This is a genomic window from Dyella sp., from assembly GCF_035685805.1.
Taxonomy (GTDB): domain Bacteria; phylum Pseudomonadota; class Gammaproteobacteria; order Xanthomonadales; family Rhodanobacteraceae; genus Dyella_A.
In genome coordinates, this window is sequence record NZ_DASSAB010000045.1 from 183,832 (window position 1) to 196,859 (window position 13,028).

A 13,028-nucleotide genomic window follows, 5' to 3' on the forward strand; every position below is an offset into this window, starting at 1 on the left:
TGGCGATCGAAGGCACCGTACTGATGAAGCAACCTCTCGCGCTGTTCCTGTTCGCGATCGCCGCCGCGGCCGTGACGCCCGCCCACGCACAGCTGCTGCCGCAGGCGTCGCAGGAGGCGCCCGCCGGGACGCAGCCGCTCGACCGGATCGTGGCGGTGGTCGACGATGGCGTGATCCTGCAGAGCGAGCTGGATGATGCCGTGCGTGCCATCCAGCAGCAGTACGCCAGCAGTCCGGGCCAGTTGCCGCCGATCAACGTGCTGCGGCGGCAGGTGCTGGACCGGCTGATCCTGATGCGGCTGCAGGTGAACAAGGCCGATGAGCAGGGCATCCGCGTCTCCGACGCCGACATCAACCAGGCGGTGGCCGGCGTGGCGCAGCAGAACAAGCTGACGCCCGAGCAGCTGCGCGCTGCGGTGGAACAGAGCGGCGCCAGCTTCGCCAGCTTCCGCCAGCAGCTTGCCGAACAGATCACGGCACAGCGGCTGCATGAAAGCGTTGTGCGCGATACGGTGCAGATCACCGACAGCGAGATCAGCAACCTGCTCAGCAGCCCGGGCTACAAGGCGGGCGAAGTGCATCTGGCGCATATCCAGATCAGCATTCCCGCCGGCGGTACCGCGGCCGATATCGAAGCTGCACAGAACAAGGCGGCCGAGGCGATCAAGGCGATCCAGGGCGGGATGGATTTCAAGGCCGCGGCGATCCGCTACTCCGACGCCCAGGACGCACTGGACGGCGGCGACCTGGGCTGGCGCCGGATGGACGAGATCCCGCCCGCATTCACCGACACGATCGCCGCGATGAAACCGGGCGACGTCACGCCGGCTCTACGCGGCCCGACCGGCTTCAACATCCTGAAGCTGGAAGGCCAGCGCCAGCCCGAGCGGCAGATGGTCACCGAGTACCACGCCCGGCAGATCCTGATTTCGCCCAGCGAGCTCGTCACCGAGCAGCAGGCGCAACAGAAGGCGCAGGAACTGTACGACCGCATCGTCAACAAGCATGAGGACTTCGCGAAGCTGGCGAAGGAGAACTCCAAGGACGACACCACTGCCAACGCCGGTGGCGACATGGGCTGGTTTGCGCAGGACGCCTGGGGCAGCACCGTCGCCCAGCAACTGGCGGCGCTCAAGCCGGACCAGGTGTCGAAGCCATTCCAGAGCCAGGCCGGTTGGCACATCATGCAGCTGCTCGGAACGCGCCAGGCCGATCGGACCGACGAGATTGCGCGAAACCAGGCGCGCCAGGCGATCGGCAACCGCAAGGCCGAGCAGGCTTACGACGACTTCCTGCGTCAGCTCAAGGCGAGCGCCTACATCAAGGTGTTGGTGCCGGAGCTGCGTGATCCCGGCCAGTCCGACGACACGACCTCCTGAGCGATGTCCCAGGAGCGCCCACGGCCTCGCCTCGCGCTGACCGCCGGCGAGCCGGCCGGCGTGGGGCCCGAGCTGCTCGCACGCCTCGCATGCATACCGTTCGATGCCGAGTTGGTGGCGATCACCGATCGCGCGCTGCTCGAACGGGCTGCGGCTCGCTGCGGACTGGATCTGCAACTGATCGACGAGGACGCCGCGGCACCGCCGCGCGCCAGCGCCGTGCAGCTTCGCGTGCGCCACGTGCCATTGGCGGTGGACGAGCGGCCGGGGCATCCTGACCCGCGCAACGCGCAGCATGTCCTGACCACGCTGGCCCTGGCAGCCGACGGGTGCCTGGACGGCCGTTACGACGCGGTGGTCACGGCGCCGCTGCAGAAGTCGACCATCAACGACGCGGGTATCGCCTTCAGCGGGCACACCGAGTTCTTCGCCGATCGCGCTGGCGCGGACGTGGTGATGATGCTGGCCAGTCCGGAACTACGCGTGGCGCTGGCCACCACCCACTTGCCGCTGGCTGCCGTTCCCGCGGCGATCACGGCGCCGCGACTGACACGCGTGCTCCGCCTCGTGCACGCCGAGCTGCGCGGCAAGTTCGGTATCGACGCGCCGCGCATAGCCGTGCTGGGACTGAATCCCCATGCCGGCGAAGGGGGTCATCTCGGTCGCGAGGAGATCGAGACGATCGTGCCGGTGATGCAGTTGCTGCGGGCCGAGGGCATGGATCTGCTCGGCCCGTTGCCGGCCGACACGGCGTTCGTGCCTGCCATGCGAGGACATTACGATGCGGTGCTGGCCATGTATCACGACCAGGGCCTGCCGGTGCTGAAGGCGGAGGCATTCGACCGTACCGTGAACCTGACCCTGGGTTTGCCGTTCATTCGCACCTCGGTGGACCACGGCACGGCGCTCGACCTGGCGGGGACCGGACGCGCCGATCCCTCCAGCCTGATGGCGGCCGCCCGGATGGCACTGGAGCTGGTGCAGCGGGCGCGCGATCTGGCCTGAGGCGCACTGTTCGCGATACCTGCACACATTCACACTCGAGCTCCTCATGAACGCCCGTCCCAAGAAAAGCTTTGGCCAGCACTTCCTGCACGAGAAGCGCTATATCGAGCGCATCGTGAGCGCCGTCGCCCCGCGGGACGGCGACACGGTGGTGGAGATCGGCCCCGGAGAAGGCGCGCTCACCCTTCCTCTGCTGGCTGCAGCACGCCAACTTACTGCAATCGAGCTGGACACCGACCTTATTCCCGCCCTCGCGGTTCGCGCCGCTGCCGTAGGCAAGCTGGAGATAATCCAGGCCGACGTGCTCAAGGTCGACTTCCGGACCCTCGCCAAGCGACTGGGTGCTGCGCAGCTGCGTGTTGCAGGGAATCTGCCGTACTACATTTCAAGCCCGATCCTGTTTCACTGCGTCGAGCACGCTGACGCGATCCAGGACATGCACTTCATGCTGCAAAAAGAAGTGGTGGAACGGATGGCCGCCGCGCCGGGCAGCAAGGTGTACGGACGGCTGTCGGTGATGCTGCAGCTGGCATGCCGGGTGACACCGCTGTTCGACGTGCCGCCGGAGGCTTTCCGGCCGCCGCCCAAGGTCGATTCGTCCGTGGTTCGACTGGTGCCACTGCCTCCGGCAGAACGCCATGATGCGGACCCCGAGCGGCTCTACAACATCGTGAAGGCAGCCTTCGCGCAGCGCCGCAAGACCTTGTCCAACGGACTCAAGCAGCAGATGAGCGCCGATGCGATCCGGCAGGCGGGCGTCGATCCCGGAGCGCGGGCCGAAACGCTGTCGCCGCAGGAATTCGTCAGTCTGGCAAAGGTCGCCGTCGCGCATGCGGAGCAAAGCTGAAGCGGAGCGATCGCGGCCCGACCCGATGGCATCGGCAAGGCCGTACAATCGCGGCATGAATGCGAAATCCCCCTACACGATCGATGTACGGGTCCAGACCCGCTTTGTCCCCGACCAGTCCAAGCCCGACGACAACCGTTTCGTCTTCGCCTATACCGTCACGCTGCGCAACGAGGGCCAGCTGCCGGCGCGCCTGATCACCCGTCACTGGGTCATCACCGACGCCAATGGGAAGGTCGACGAGGTGCGCGGCGACGGCGTGGTGGGCGAGCAACCGTGGATCCGGCCGGGCGACGACTACGAATACACCTCCGGCGCGGTGCTTGAGACCGCCGTGGGCACGATGGCCGGCAGCTACCAGATGCTGGCCGATGACGGCACCGAGTTCGACGCCCCCATCGCGGTGTTCACCCTGTCGATTCCGCGCACGCTGCACTGATGGCCACCTACGCAATCGGCGACGTGCAGGGCTGCTATCCGGAACTGCAACGCCTGCTGGAGAAGCTGCGTTTCGATCCGGCGCACGATCGTCTTTGGTTCTGCGGTGACCTGGTCAACCGGGGCGGCCAGTCGCTGGAGACGCTGCGGCTGATCCACGACCTGCGCGAGTCATGCGTGGTCACCCTGGGCAACCATGATCTCAGCCTGCTGGCCATCGCGCTGCGCAAGCCTGATGCACAGGCACGGGTGAACCCCGAGTTGCGCTCGGTGCTGTTCGCCGATGACGCACCGGTCCTGTTCGAGTGGCTGCGCTCGCAACGCCTGCTGCATCACGACGAGGCGCTGGGCTGGACGATGGTTCATGCCGGCCTGGCACCCATGTGGACCCTGCGCCAGGCGCAACGTTCGGCCCAGGAGGTGGAGCGGGAGCTTTCCAGCCCGCGCTACCCACGCCTGCTGAAGAACCTGTTCGGCAATCGCCCGGCGGCCTGGTCGAGCCGGCTCCAGGGCGTCGAACGTCTGCGTGCTTCGATCAACACGCTCACCCGCATGCGCTACTGCGACGTACAGGGCCGCATCGACTTCGAAGGCAAGGGCGTGCCCGGTACGCAGAAACCGGGCATGTATCCGTGGTTCGAGGTACCGGGCATGCGACGGCGCGAGACCCGCGTGGTGTGCGGCCACTGGTCCGCCCTGGGGCGATTCGCCGGTCTTGGCGTCTATGCCATCGACACCGGCTGCGTGTGGGGAGGACAGCTCACCGCGCTGCGGCTGGACGGAGACGAGCCGAGCTATGTCACCGTCAATGCCGAGCCGCACCGCAAGCGCCCGCCGGGCGGCGAGGACTAGTCACGCCGTCCCGGCAAACAAAAAAGCGGGGCCCGGGCCTCCCGCTTTCTTGTTTGCCATGTTACCGATGGATCAACTCAGCTGACCATGGCAGTGCTTGTACTTCTTGCCTGAGCCGCACGGACACGGATCGTTGCGGCCGACCTTCGGGCCATCCGCGGGCGCAATCGAGGCCGGCGCGTCGCTGGCGGCCTGAGAGGGCGGCGCACCGCCTCCGGTGGCCAGCATCTGACGCTGCAGCCGCTCAGCCATCCGCTGCTGCTCGGCCTCCATCTCGGCCACTTCCGCTTCGCTGCGGATGCGCACACGCGCCAGCATCTGCACGATCTCGCCCTTGATGCGATCGAGCATGTCCGAAAACAGCTGGAACGACTCGCGCTTGAATGCCTGTTTCGGGTCCTGCTGGGCATAGCCGCGCAGGTAGATGCCCTGGCGCATGTAATCCATGCTCGCCAGGTGCTCTTTCCACGCGTTGTCCACCACGCTGAGCATGATGTGCTTTTCCAGCTGGCGCATCGTTTCTGCGCCGATCTGCGCTTCCTTTTCGCGGAACAGTGCGTCGATCAGCTCACGCACGTGTTGCATGATCGCCTCCGCGTCGATCTCGTGCTGCTGCTCGACCCAGGCCTTGAGCCCCGCGTGCAGGCCGAACTCGGTTTCCAGCTCGCGGTCCAGGCCGGCGAGGTCCCACTGCTCGTCGATGCTGTCGGCAGGCACGTGGCGGCGGGTGATCTGCTCGGCGACGTCCTCACGGATGTCCGCGATGGTGGCCGACACGTCCTCGCCCTCGAGCAGCTCGTCGCGCTGCTTGTAGATGACCTTGCGCTGGTCATTGGCCACATCGTCGAATTCGAGCAGGTGCTTGCGGATGTCGAAGTTGTGTTGCTCGACCTTGCGCTGCGCCTTCTCGATCTGCCGGCTGACCATGCGGTCTTCCAGCGCGTCGTCTTCTTTCATGCCGAACATGCGCATCCAGCGGCCGACCCAGTCGCCAGCGAAGATGCGCAGCAGGTTGTCCTCCAGCGACAGGTAGAACCGGGACGAGCCGGGATCGCCCTGGCGGCCGGAGCGGCCACGCAGCTGGTTGTCGATGCGGCGGGACTCGTGACGCTCGGTACCGATGATGTGCAGGCCGCCGGCTGCAAGCACCTGGTCGTGGCGCTTCTGCCATTCGCTCTTGACGCGCTGGCGATCCATCTCGCTGGCGTCGGCCGGTAATTCCGCCAATGCCGCCTCGAGGCTGCCGCCCAGCACGATGTCGGTGCCGCGGCCGGCCATGTTGGTGGCGATGGTGACCGACCCGGGGGCACCGGCCTGGGCCACGATGTGGGCCTCGCGCTCGTGCTGCTTGGCGTTGAGCACCTCGTGCCTGATCTTTGCTTTGGTCAGCAGGCCGGACAGCAGCTCGGAAACCTCGATGGAGGTCGTGCCCACCAATACCGGTTGCCCACGCTTGTGGCAATCGGTGATGTCCTCGATCACGGCGTTGTACTTGGCCTTCTGGGCCAGGAACACCATGTCCGGGTTGTCCTTGCGGATCATCGGCTTGTGGGTGGGAATCACCACCACCTCGAGCCCGTAGATGTGCTGGAACTCGTACGCCTCGGTGTCCGCCGTGCCGGTCATGCCGGCCAGCTTGGTGTACATGCGGAACAGGTTCTGGAAGGTCACAGTGGCGAGCGTCTGGTTCTCGCGCTGGATCGGCACGCCCTCCTTCGCCTCGACCGCCTGGTGCAGGCCATCTGACCAACGGCGCCCGGCCAGAGTACGGCCGGTGAACTCGTCGACGATGATGACTTCGCCGTCGCGGACGATGTAGTCCACGTCGCGCTGGTAGATCGCATTGGCGCGCAGGGCTGCGTTGAGGTGGTGGACCACCGCCAGGTTCTTCGAGTCGTACAGGCCGCTTTCGGCATCGATGACGCCGGCCTGCCGCAGCAGTTCGTCGGCGTGCGCCATGCCCTCTTCGGACAGGTGCACCTGCTTCTGCTTCTCGTCGACCCAATAGTCGCCGGCGCCGTCTTCCTTCTCCTGACGGATCAGGCGGGGCACGATCTTGTTCACCGCGATGTACAGATCCGGCGAGTCTTCGGCGGGGCCGGAAATGATCAACGGGGTGCGGGCCTCGTCGATGAGGATCGAGTCGACCTCGTCGATGATCGCGTAATTGAGGGCACGCTGGTAACGCTGCTCTTTCGACAGCGCCATGTTGTCGCGCAAGTAGTCGAAGCCGAATTCATTGTTGGTGCCGTAGGTGATGTCGGCGGCATAGGCGGCGCTTTTGTCCGCATGATCCATGCCCGGGTAGACCACCCCGACCGTGAGCCCCAGGAAGTTGTAGAGCTTGCCCATCTGCGCCGAGTCGCGGCGAGCGAGGTAGTCGTTCACCGTCACCACGTGAACGCCCTTGCCTTCCAGCGCATTCAGGTAGACCGGCAGCGTGCCCACGAGCGTCTTGCCCTCGCCGGTGCGCATCTCGGCGATCTTGCCCATGTGCAGCACCATGCCGCCGATCAGCTGGACGTCGTACGGCCGCATGCCGAGCACGCGCTTGGCCGCCTCGCGAACCGTCGCGAAGGCCTCGGGCAACAGCGCGTCGAGTGTTTCGCCTTCGGCAACCCGCCGCTTGAAGTCGTCGGTCTTGGCGCGCAGGGCGTCATCGGCCAGGGCGGCATACTCGGCCTCGAGGGCGTTGATGCGGGCGACGGACTTGGAGAGCTGCCGCAAAACGCGTTCGTTACGGCTGCCAAAGAGGCTCGTCAGGGCACGATTGAACATCGATCATCCGGATACTGGAGACGTGAAAGCCCACCAGCGTCGTGCCGGCCGAGCCAAACTCGCGATGATACTAGGGTCACGCAGCTATCCCAAACGCATGACACCGCGCACGGGACAGCCATCACGCCCGGTCCGTCGCACCGCTCATCCGGTGTGGCGTCGGGCGCATCGCGTTTCAAGAGGCGGTGGCGCGGGCCCGCCGCCTGCTTGCCGGGCAGTGGCTTATCGGTGGTTGCGCACGTAGGCCAGCGGGTTGACCACGCGACCCTTGTACCAGACCTCGAAATGCACGTGGGAGCCGGTGGAGCGACCGGTGGAGCCGGCGTCAGCGATCACGTCGCCCACCCGCACCCGCTGTCCGGGGTGTGCCAGCAACTTGCTGTTGTGTGCGTAACGGGTCATGTAGCCGTTGCCGTGGTCAATCTCGATGACATCGCCGTAGCCGCTGCGGATGCCGGCGAAGGTCACCATGCCCTCGGCCACCGCATGTACCGGGGTACCCAGCGGCGTGGCGATGTCGATGCCTGTATGGCGGGCGCTGTGCCCGCTGAAAGGATCCGGTCGACCGCCGAAATACGACGAGATGTAGCCCTGCACCGGCATACCGGTAGGCTTGAGGTTCGACTCGATTCGCGCGTCCATCAACAGGCTCTGCAGCGCGGTGAGCTGGGCCTGCTGCCCGTCGAACTGGCTTGCCAGCTGCGAAATGCTGCTGTCGAGCGTCTGCGGCAAGGCATACCCGGAGCCGCTGATCTCCTCCACGCCGCCCACCGGCGGAGCCTGGTCGAAGTTGAACTCGCCGTCGTCGAGCTTGCCCATCTGGGCGAGCCGCTCCCCCAGCGCATTGAGTCGCGTCGACTGCGCCTGCAACTGCCCCAGCTTCACTGCCAGTGCGTCCAGATCACGTTGGGCATCGCGCTGCACGTCGGCTAGCTGCCGGGTCTGCTGGCTGACCGTGGCCCTGAGGGCCGTGATCTCCGACAGCGCGCGATCGCGCGGGCTGGCCACCATCAGGGCCGCTGCGGCGCCGGCTGCCATGCAGGCGCCAACCGCTACCGCCGCCACGGCGCCGATCCGCCAGCGCATGCGGCGACTGGCCAGATCAAGAGTCCTGGGCACCTTCTTGGTGCGCGACACGAGTATGATTTGCATGCTTTTCCACGTTGAAGTGCCGGCCATGCAGCGCGCCGATCCACCCATCCCCCGCCGCAGTGGCACAGGACCGAAATCCCTTGCCGAGTGCGGCGCGTTTGCCCGTCTGGCCACCAAGGCCGGCGAGCTGGATGCGCTGGATCGCGCCCTGCGCCAGACGCTGCCGACATCGCTGCGCGAACACGTGCGATTTGCACACGCGCGCTACGACCGCCTCGTCTTTCTGGCGTCCTCCCCGGCTTGGGCCTCCCGCTTGCGCCTGATGCAGACGCAGCTTCTTGCCACCGCCCGTGCCCTGGGCACGTGCGCCAGTTCAGTCACCGTGAAAGTGGCCCCCCAACCGCCGGTCGCAACGGAACCGGATCGGTCAAAACCGCTTTCGCCTGCTGCAGCCGTGCATCTCAAAGCGGCCGCAGTGTCAGTCACAGACCCCGAATTGCGGGCCCTGTTCCTGGAGCTGGCGTCCCTCGCCGAAACTGCTGATTGAGCCCCCTGCGGGTCGCCGGCGGTGAGGCCACGGCAACCTCTCATCTTGCGCGTGCGCGCCCATCACTCCCCGGACCGTTCCGTGGGAGGGAGGTTTATAACATGGGCTCATGAGTGCCTGGCAACCCCGACGTGTTCACACCGTGAAGCAATCGTGACGTCGGTTGTGAAGCGGGGCTCAAAAGAAAACGGCCATGCGAAACGCATGGCCGTGAGCGGCGAAGCGGCAGAAATCCGCTCCAGAGATCAGATTGCTTGGGCCGGATGCGCGTAGGAGATCGGCGCGGTGGCCGGGTCATCCTCGTAACTTACTTCTTCCCACGCGGTGGCGTCCGCCATCAGGGTACGCAGCAGCTTGTTGTTCAACTCATGGCCGGACTTGTGGGCGTGATATGCGCCGACGAGGCTGTGGCCGAGCAGGTACAGGTCGCCGATCGCATCGAGGATCTTGTGCTTTACGAACTCGTCCTCGTAGCGCAGACCGTCCTCGTTGAGCACACGGTAATCGTCCAGCACCACGGCGTTGTCCATCGACCCGCCGAGGGCCAGGTTGTGCTCGCGCAGCATTTCGATATCGCGCATGAAGCCGAAGGTACGGGCCCGGCTCACTTCCTTGACGAAGGAAGTGGTCGAAAAGTCGATTTCGGCGCGCGAGGTACGCTTGGAAATGATCGGGTGGTTGAACTCGATCGAGAAGCCCACCTTGAAGCCCTCGAAGGGCTCGAAGCTGGCCCACTTGTCGCCTTCCTGCACCTTGACCGGCTTCTTGATACGGATGAAGCGCTTGGCCGCGGCCTGCTCCTCGATACCGGCCGACTGCAGCAGGAACACGAACGGTCCTGCACTGCCGTCCATGATCGGCACCTCAGGCGCAGACAGGTCGACGTAGGCGTTGTCGATGCCCAGGCCGGCCATGGCAGAGAGCAGATGCTCGACGGTGGAGACGCGGACGTCGCCATTCACCAGCGTCGTGGAGAGCCGCGTGTCGCCGACGCAGTCCGGACGCGCATGGATGTCCACCGGCGGGTTGAGATCGGTGCGACGGAACACGATGCCCGTGTTGGGCGCTGCCGGGCGCAGGGTCATGTAGACCTTGTCGCCGGTGTGTAAGCCCACGCCGGTCGCGCGGATGATGTTCTTGAGCGTACGCTGCTTGATCATTTTTATGGGTTCTCGTGGAGGCAGCAGCCAGAATTGGACGGAGATGCTAACACAGTCTTAACCTAAGACAATAGCAAACCGAACCGTACAGTCTTTAACCGGCCTTCATGCTGCGGCGATCCCGACGCTTTCCCGAGTATCCGGGAATGTCCTTGCAGATCAAACAGATTGAGCAAAAACAGAACCTCATGGCCGGGGACGGGAGTCCGGCCATGAGGTTTGCCGCAAGTCATCCCGACTCGCAGCATTGATTACCCCTTCACATTTTCGCCGGTCCTACGGGACGTTCGCCGCCTGCCAGACGCGCGCAGCCCACGAACAAGTGTGTCGTCCCGAACGACCTGTGACCCAACAACGAAGGGATGGTTCCAACATCGACGGTCACGTCGTCAGTCAGCCTGGCGACGCAGGAACGCCGGAATGTCGAGGTAATCGAAGCTCGTATCCGTGCCCTTCGCAGGCGTCGCATCGTGGCGCGTGGTGGTGACCACCTCGGGCTGGGCGTAATCCACCACCTCGTTGCCGGTACCGGTACGCAGCACGACGGGGCGCGGCCGCTGGCGCATCTCCACCTGCTGGGTCTGGACCGGCCGCACCGGCTGGCGCACGTTCGCACGGTTGAGGCCGGTAGCCACCACCGTGACGCGCACGTCGTCCTGCATCTCCGGATCAAGCGAGGTGCCGATCACCACGGTCGCGTCCTCGGACGCGAAATCGTGGATCACCCGGCCGATCTCGTCGAACTCGCGCATGGTGAGGTTCGGGCCGGCCGTGACGTTGACCAGGATGCCGCAGGCGCCGTTGAGGTTCACGTCCTCCAGCAGCGGGTTGTTGATCGCCGCCTCGGCGGCGGCCTGGGCGCGATCGTCGCCGCGGGCGGTGCCCGAGCCCATCATCGCCATGCCCATTTCGGACATCACGGTGCGCACGTCGGCGAAATCGACGTTGATCAGGCCCGGGGCCGTGATCAGGTCGGCGATGCCCTGCACGGCGCCCTGCAGCACGTCGTTGGCGGCCTTGAACGCATTCAGCAGGGTCACCTCGCGACCGAGCACCGACAGCAGCTTCTCATTCGGCACGGTGATCAGCGAGTCCACGTGCTGGGACAGGTCCTCGATGCCCTTCAGCGCCACCTGCATGCGGCGACGGCCCTCGAACGGGAACGGCTTGGTCACCACCGCCACGGTCAGGATGCCCTTCTCCTTGGCCAGCTGCGCCACCACCGGCGCGGCGCCCGTACCGGTGCCACCGCCCATGCCGGCAGTGATGAACACCATGTCCGCGCCCTCGAGCATCTCCTCGATGCGCTCGCGGTCTTCCAGCGCGGCCTGGCGGCCGACCTCGGGGTTGGCGCCTGCACCCAGCCCCTTGGTGACGTTGGCACCGAGCTGCAGGTGGGTGCGCGAGCCACAGCTCTTCATCGCCTGCGCGTCGGTGTTGGCGACGACGAACTCGACGCCTTCGATGTTGGCATTGAGCATGTGTGCCACGGCGTTGCCGCCGCCACCGCCCACGCCGATGACCTTGATGACTGCATTGGGGGTCAATTTATCGATCAGTTCAAACATTTCCCGTCCTCCATAGAGCTTTAGTTGTCGTTGTAACCGCGGCGGATGACTCCTGTCGGGCCGTGGTGGTGGGCGTTTCCCTTCGCCCGTGGCGATGCGTCCGGCATCGCCAAATGCATTCAGAAGTTCTTCTTGAACCAGCCGCGCAGCTTGTCCAGCGAGCCGCCCACGCTGCCGCCCGCCGGCCCGCCGTGGCGCGCTCCGCCGTTGCGCGCGCCGTGCAGAAGCAGGCCCACGCCGGTGGAGTGCAACGGGTTGGACATCACTTCGCCGAGGCCGCTGACGTGCTGCGGCACGCCCACGCGCACCATCTTGTGGAACAGCTCCTCGGCCAGCTCCAGCGCACCCTCCATGCGGGCGGCGCCGCCGGTGAGCACGATGCCCGCAGCGATCAGGCTGTCGTAGCCGGAACGGCGCAGCTCGTCCTGCACCATCTCGAAGATCTCCTCGTAGCGCGCCTGCACGCTCTGCGCGAGCGACTGGCGGGCCAGCCGTCGCGGCGGACGATCGCCCACGCTGGGCACCTGGATGGTTTCGTCGGCATGCGCCAGCTGGGCCAGCGCGCAGGCGTACTTGATCTTGATCTCCTCGGCGTGCGCGGTCGGCGTGTGCACGCCGTAGGCGATGTCGTTGGTGACCTGGTCGCCGCCAACCGGCAGCGAGCGGGTGTAGCGGATGGCGCCCTGGGTGTAGATCGCGATGTCGGTGGTACCGGCGCCGATGTCGACCAGACACACGCCCAGCTCGCGCTCGTCGTCGGTCAGCACCGACTTGCTGCTGGCCACCGCCGAGGGCACCAGCTCGTCCACCGACAGCCCGCAGCGCTGGATGCACTTGGTGATGTTCTGCACCGCCGCAGCGGCACCCGTGACCAGATGCACCGACGCTTCCAGCCGCACGCCACTCATGCCGACTGGCGAACGGATGCCGTCCTGGCCATCGATGCGATATTCCTGCGACTCCTTGTAGAGCACCTTGCGATCGGCCGGGATCGCTACCGCGCTCGCCGCCTCCAGCACCTGGTCGAGGTCGCCGGGCGTGACCTCACGGTCACGGATTGCCGCCGTGCCGTGCGAGTTGCGTGTCTCCAGATGGCTGCCGGAGATCGACGCGAACACCGAGCGGATGTCGCAGCCGGCCATCAGCTCGGCCTCTTCGACCGCACGCTGGATCGAGTGCACCGTGGACTCGATGTCCACCACCGAACCGCGCTTGAGCCCGCGCGAGACGTGCGTGCCGATGCCGATCACCTCGATCGGTTCACCCGGCTCGTACTCGCCAACGATCGCCACCACCTTCGAGGTGCCGATATCGAGGCCAACCACCAGCTGTTTGTCGCTGCGCGTCTTCATAGGAACGTCT

The 13,028-nt window shown here is 65.9% G+C and carries 11 protein-coding genes; 6 read left to right on the top strand and 5 right to left on the bottom strand.

The annotated features are described in order from the left end of the window. Window positions 1–23: 23 nt before the first annotated feature. The 5 genes from VFG40_RS14080 to VFG40_RS14100 are packed head-to-tail and all read left to right on the top strand — an operon-like array spanning window position 24 to window position 4,521. Complete coding sequence (locus VFG40_RS14080) at window positions 24–1,379, top strand: peptidylprolyl isomerase (RefSeq protein ID WP_324898569.1); 1,356 nt, start codon at window positions 24–26, stop codon at window positions 1,377–1,379. A gap of 3 nt (window positions 1,380–1,382) precedes the next feature. Next, entirely contained in the window at window positions 1,383–2,384 is a 1,002-nt protein-coding gene (pdxA, locus tag VFG40_RS14085) for a 4-hydroxythreonine-4-phosphate dehydrogenase PdxA (protein WP_324898571.1), read from the top strand. 46 nt (window positions 2,385–2,430) lie between these two features. Continuing rightward, on the top strand, window positions 2,431–3,231 hold the full coding sequence (rsmA, locus tag VFG40_RS14090; protein ID WP_324898573.1) for a 16S rRNA (adenine(1518)-N(6)/adenine(1519)-N(6))-dimethyltransferase RsmA: 801 nt from the start codon (window positions 2,431–2,433) through the stop codon (window positions 3,229–3,231). Window positions 3,232–3,286: 55 nt separating this feature from the next. Beyond that, complete coding sequence (gene apaG, locus VFG40_RS14095) at window positions 3,287–3,670, top strand: Co2+/Mg2+ efflux facilitator ApaG/CorD (protein ID WP_324898575.1); 384 nt, start codon at window positions 3,287–3,289, stop codon at window positions 3,668–3,670. Then, on the top strand, window positions 3,670–4,521 hold the full coding sequence (locus tag VFG40_RS14100) for a symmetrical bis(5'-nucleosyl)-tetraphosphatase (RefSeq protein WP_324898577.1): 852 nt from the start codon (window positions 3,670–3,672) through the stop codon (window positions 4,519–4,521). The genes apaG and VFG40_RS14100 overlap by 1 nt, the downstream gene beginning before the upstream one ends. A 72-nt stretch (window positions 4,522–4,593) precedes the next feature. On the opposite strand, the gene secA is transcribed toward VFG40_RS14100, so the two are convergent. Further along, window positions 4,594–7,299: a preprotein translocase subunit SecA gene (secA, locus tag VFG40_RS14105; protein WP_324898579.1), complete on the bottom strand. Its 2,706-nt coding sequence runs from the start codon at window positions 7,297–7,299 to the stop codon at window positions 4,594–4,596. 222 nt (window positions 7,300–7,521) lie between these two features. Further along, window positions 7,522–8,451, bottom strand: coding sequence for a peptidoglycan DD-metalloendopeptidase family protein (locus tag VFG40_RS14110; RefSeq protein WP_324898581.1), 930 nt, complete (start codon window positions 8,449–8,451; stop codon window positions 7,522–7,524). On the opposite strand from VFG40_RS14110, the gene VFG40_RS14115 reads away from it, so the two are divergent. After that, entirely contained in the window at window positions 8,450–8,938 is a 489-nt protein-coding gene (locus tag VFG40_RS14115) for a DciA family protein (RefSeq protein WP_414649304.1), read from the top strand. The genes VFG40_RS14110 and VFG40_RS14115 overlap by 2 nt on opposite strands. A 245-nt stretch (window positions 8,939–9,183) precedes the next feature. Here the strand turns inward: VFG40_RS14115 and lpxC are convergent, their stop codons facing one another. The 3 genes from lpxC to ftsA form a co-directional block, all read right to left on the bottom strand. Further along, window positions 9,184–10,098 carry a UDP-3-O-acyl-N-acetylglucosamine deacetylase gene (gene lpxC / locus VFG40_RS14120; RefSeq protein ID WP_324898583.1) on the bottom strand — a complete coding sequence of 305 codons (915 nt, stop codon included), beginning with the start codon at window positions 10,096–10,098 and terminating at the stop codon, window positions 9,184–9,186. Window positions 10,099–10,487: 389 nt separating this feature from the next. Beyond that, window positions 10,488–11,666 carry a cell division protein FtsZ gene (ftsZ, locus tag VFG40_RS14125; RefSeq protein ID WP_324898585.1) on the bottom strand — a complete coding sequence of 393 codons (1,179 nt, stop codon included), beginning with the start codon at window positions 11,664–11,666 and terminating at the stop codon, window positions 10,488–10,490. Window positions 11,667–11,785: 119 nt separating this feature from the next. After that, complete coding sequence (gene ftsA, locus VFG40_RS14130; protein ID WP_324898586.1) at window positions 11,786–13,018, bottom strand: cell division protein FtsA; 1,233 nt, start codon at window positions 13,016–13,018, stop codon at window positions 11,786–11,788. Window positions 13,019–13,028 lie beyond the last annotated feature (10 nt).

Bases quoted from the DNA above. Each gene is read 5' to 3' on its own strand.
- VFG40_RS14100 (WP_324898577.1), top strand. From the start codon at position 3,670: ATGGCCACCTACGCAATCGGCGACGTGCAGGGCTGCTATCCGGAACTG.
- pdxA (WP_324898571.1), top strand. From the start codon at position 1,383: ATGTCCCAGGAGCGCCCACGGCCTCGCCTCGCGCTGACCGCCGGCGAG.
- apaG (WP_324898575.1), top strand. From the start codon at position 3,287: ATGAATGCGAAATCCCCCTACACGATCGATGTACGGGTCCAGACCCGC.
- VFG40_RS14080 (WP_324898569.1), top strand. From the start codon at position 24: ATGAAGCAACCTCTCGCGCTGTTCCTGTTCGCGATCGCCGCCGCGGCC.
- ftsA (WP_324898586.1), bottom strand. From the start codon at position 13,018: ATGAAGACGCGCAGCGACAAACAGCTGGTGGTTGGCCTCGATATCGGC.
- rsmA (WP_324898573.1), top strand. From the start codon at position 2,431: ATGAACGCCCGTCCCAAGAAAAGCTTTGGCCAGCACTTCCTGCACGAG.
- VFG40_RS14115 (WP_414649304.1), top strand. From the start codon at position 8,450: ATGCTTTTCCACGTTGAAGTGCCGGCCATGCAGCGCGCCGATCCACCC.
- VFG40_RS14110 (WP_324898581.1), bottom strand. From the start codon at position 8,451: ATGCAAATCATACTCGTGTCGCGCACCAAGAAGGTGCCCAGGACTCTT.
- lpxC (WP_324898583.1), bottom strand. From the start codon at position 10,098: ATGATCAAGCAGCGTACGCTCAAGAACATCATCCGCGCGACCGGCGTG.
- ftsZ (WP_324898585.1), bottom strand. From the start codon at position 11,666: ATGTTTGAACTGATCGATAAATTGACCCCCAATGCAGTCATCAAGGTC.
- secA (WP_324898579.1), bottom strand. From the start codon at position 7,299: ATGTTCAATCGTGCCCTGACGAGCCTCTTTGGCAGCCGTAACGAACGC.